The organism is Aeromonas sp. HMWF017 (assembly GCF_003061465.1).
GTDB classification, from domain to species: Bacteria; Pseudomonadota; Gammaproteobacteria; order Enterobacterales; family Aeromonadaceae; genus Aeromonas; species Aeromonas veronii.
Map to the genome: position 1 here is coordinate 1 of NZ_QAJD01000159.1, position 2705 is coordinate 2705.

Below are 2705 nucleotides of genomic sequence, written 5' to 3' on the forward strand. Positions count from 1 at the left end.
GTACTTTCTCTATACGAAAAAGGCAAAAGGGTAGTAATCAACTCGGCATTAATTAATAAAGTTAAAGAAGATTATAAGGGTGTTATCTCGACATCAGATCTAATAGTTTTAGTTGGTATAAAATATATCGAACATGACTCTCATATTTGGCAGCCATTAGAGGAGTCTCACGCTGATTTATTAGTTGTGGATCCTTACCCTCAAGACACAAATGAATGGTTAAAAAGAACAAAGAAAGACAGTGCAGAGGTCATCTGTAATGGTTTTGAGGATTCAGTGTTGAGTATTGCAAGAACAGTAAAAAGATATGTAATTTAATAAGAAATCTTGAATGTTGGGCTGAATCGTAGGTTGGCGCTGAACGAAGTGAAGCCCCACTTTTTATCAAGGCAATAATCGGATAATTCGGAGTTATTCGATTATTGCCATCCCTCTTTATTAGCTATGGCTGATTGGTTTTACGCCGCATGTTGGGCTTCGCTGCGCTCTGCACCAACCTACGCCCGCGCCAACCCGCAGCAAAGCATCCATCAACTACCAAACCTGCCTTGGCCCCACTCTTGCTATGTCTTATCCCATTGATGGCCGTGGCCGCCCTGAATCTCCTGCTGTGATCCGCCCCAAACGGGGTGAATTACGGGGGAGGGCGGCCCGGCAGAGACCTTCTGATGGGAGCCGTGACAGTGCAAGAGACAACCAAACCCCTCTCCCCGCAGCGCTGGCTGCAACTGGAGTTAAAGGCCATCGACAGCCAGGTTGGCCGCTGGCAGAGCCGCCGTTTTGAGATAGCTGCGCTCCATCCCGCTGAACCTGAGGCTGCCGGTGCCTTGCCCCTTACCCTGTTTCGCGACGAGCGGGGGGATTATCGCTTCAATCTGAGCTCCGGCTCGCCCCGTCTCTTTGTCACCGGAAGCCGCGTGGACAATGGCTTTGTGGCCGATGGCCTCACCCTGAGCCAGACCGTGGCCGCCGCCTATATGGATGGCGAGCGGCAGGTGCTCTCCTGCCCGCTGCCCGATGCGCTGCAAGCCTGGGTGGAGGCCTTTATCGGTCGTCACGGCGAGCTGCTGGAGGCCCGCCGCAAGGGCAAGAGGGGCAAGGGGCGGGCGCAGGATCAGCTCGGTGTCGATACGGTAGATCAAGCCAGCTGCGGCGCCGTCAAGGCCACCGGCCCCGATGCCCGCGAGCGTGGCAGTGACGCCGGAACCTGTGCCGTAAACAAGGCCGGAAACAGCGCCCATGAGTGAGTTCCTCAAACGCTGGTCGTCTCGCAAGAGTGAGGCGCGCAAGCATCAGGCATTGCAGCCACGGGAAGAGGCCATTCCCGAGGCGGTTGGCGCCCCCATCGAAGGCTGTGGCGAAGGTGAAATGCCAGATACCTCGCTGGATAGCACCGTAGTCAGCACTGACAAGGGGAGTGGCGAATCCTTCCATATCGAAGGGGCAGAGAGTGGCGAACCGCCGCTAACAACAGCCCAGCCGGGCAAGGCCAAACTCCCCGACAAGGAGGCGCTGCGGGCCATGTTTCGCAGCCACAAGCCGGATGGGCTCGACGACTACACCCAGGATTTCAGCCAGCCCGAATTGCTGCCCGCGGCCCTGACTGCCGGGCTGCGCAACTGGCTGGTGGATCAGGTAACCGCCCCGGAGAGCGAATCGGCCAATCCGGCCAGCGGATCTGCTGAACCGGTTGCGCTTGCCAGCGAACCTGCCGCCGAGCCGTACGAGCTGGCTGATAACCATTCTCAAACCCACACCGACGATCGGGACATTTTGGTTTCCTCTGGTGGACAAAATGTCCCAACTAAAGGTGGGGAAATGGAACCCTCAGGATCCTGACTCCCTGTCAGTCACTTTTTTTCCGGGGGGGTTGGCTCGCCTCTTGCTCTCTCGGCTTACCAACAAGCGCCCATCCCATGAGGTGGCGCGCACAGGAGCGTATGTGAGCACTGAACAAACATTGCCAAATCTGACCCCAAATCTGGCCCCAAATCTAGCCCGCGAGGCGGGGGCGGCCGAGCATAACGCGCGCGCTCGCGCCTATGCCCTGCAGCATACGGTCAAGACCGACAACCTGATTCCGGCCACTGTCTCTTACCGGAGTCAGGGGCGCCTGCTGCTGGTCGGCCCGGAAGATCGTATTCGCCGCGCCGCCAGCCTGCTGCCCGCCGGGGTGAAGCCCACTCTGCTGGTGAGCGAAGCGGTGCATGACGCCGAGGCGGCAGATCTCGAAGCCATTTTCGATGCCACCGCATCCCTCGCGGCTTTGACCCTGCGCGAACCGGGCCTGACAGGGTATCTGGGGCAGTTCCAGCTCATTGGCCTCAATGGGCAGGGGGAGCGGGTTAACCTGGCGGCGCTTTGCTTCCCACAACAAGGCTTTCCACACCAAGAGGCTGCTGTTAGTGAACAGCCACGGGAACCGCGCTTCGATCTGGTGGCCGATCTGGGCCGCGTCCCGCTCTTTACGCTGGAGCGCCCGCCGGTCGGTTATCTGCATCTGGCTGATGACAAAGGCTTGGCTGAACGGCTCGCCGAGCTCTGTGCGCTGACCGGTATTTTCGACAAGCCGCGTTATTTTCGCCTCGACCCCGAGGCCTGCGCCTTTACCGCCCGCGGCGTGCCCGGTTGCAGCCGCTGCCTCGATGTCTGTCCGACCGATGCCCTCAAGCCCATCAATGGTCGCATCCAGATCGATCCCCATC

3 protein-coding genes and 1 pseudogene are annotated in these 2705 nt (G+C 58.5%); all 4 read left to right on the forward strand.

From position 1 onward, the window contains the following. Positions 1 to 318, forward strand: a 318-nt coding sequence (locus DBR30_RS21285) for a hypothetical protein (protein ID WP_219927578.1), incomplete at its 5' end; no start/stop codon positions are given. A gap of 350 nt (positions 319 to 668) precedes the next feature. Then, a complete protein-coding gene (locus DBR30_RS17340) occupies positions 669 to 1247 on the forward strand; it encodes a DUF3305 domain-containing protein (protein WP_108541319.1) in 579 nt (192 codons plus the stop codon). Continuing rightward, the gene (locus DBR30_RS17345; protein WP_108541320.1) at positions 1240 to 1839 is read left to right on the forward strand and encodes a DUF3306 domain-containing protein; all 600 of its coding nucleotides are present in this window, start codon (positions 1240 to 1242) and stop codon (positions 1837 to 1839) included. Before DBR30_RS17340 ends, DBR30_RS17345 begins: the two co-directional genes overlap by 8 nt. Before the next feature lie 103 nt (positions 1840 to 1942). After that, positions 1943 to 2705 (forward strand): annotated as a pseudogene (locus tag DBR30_RS22470) (ferredoxin); the annotation flags it as partial.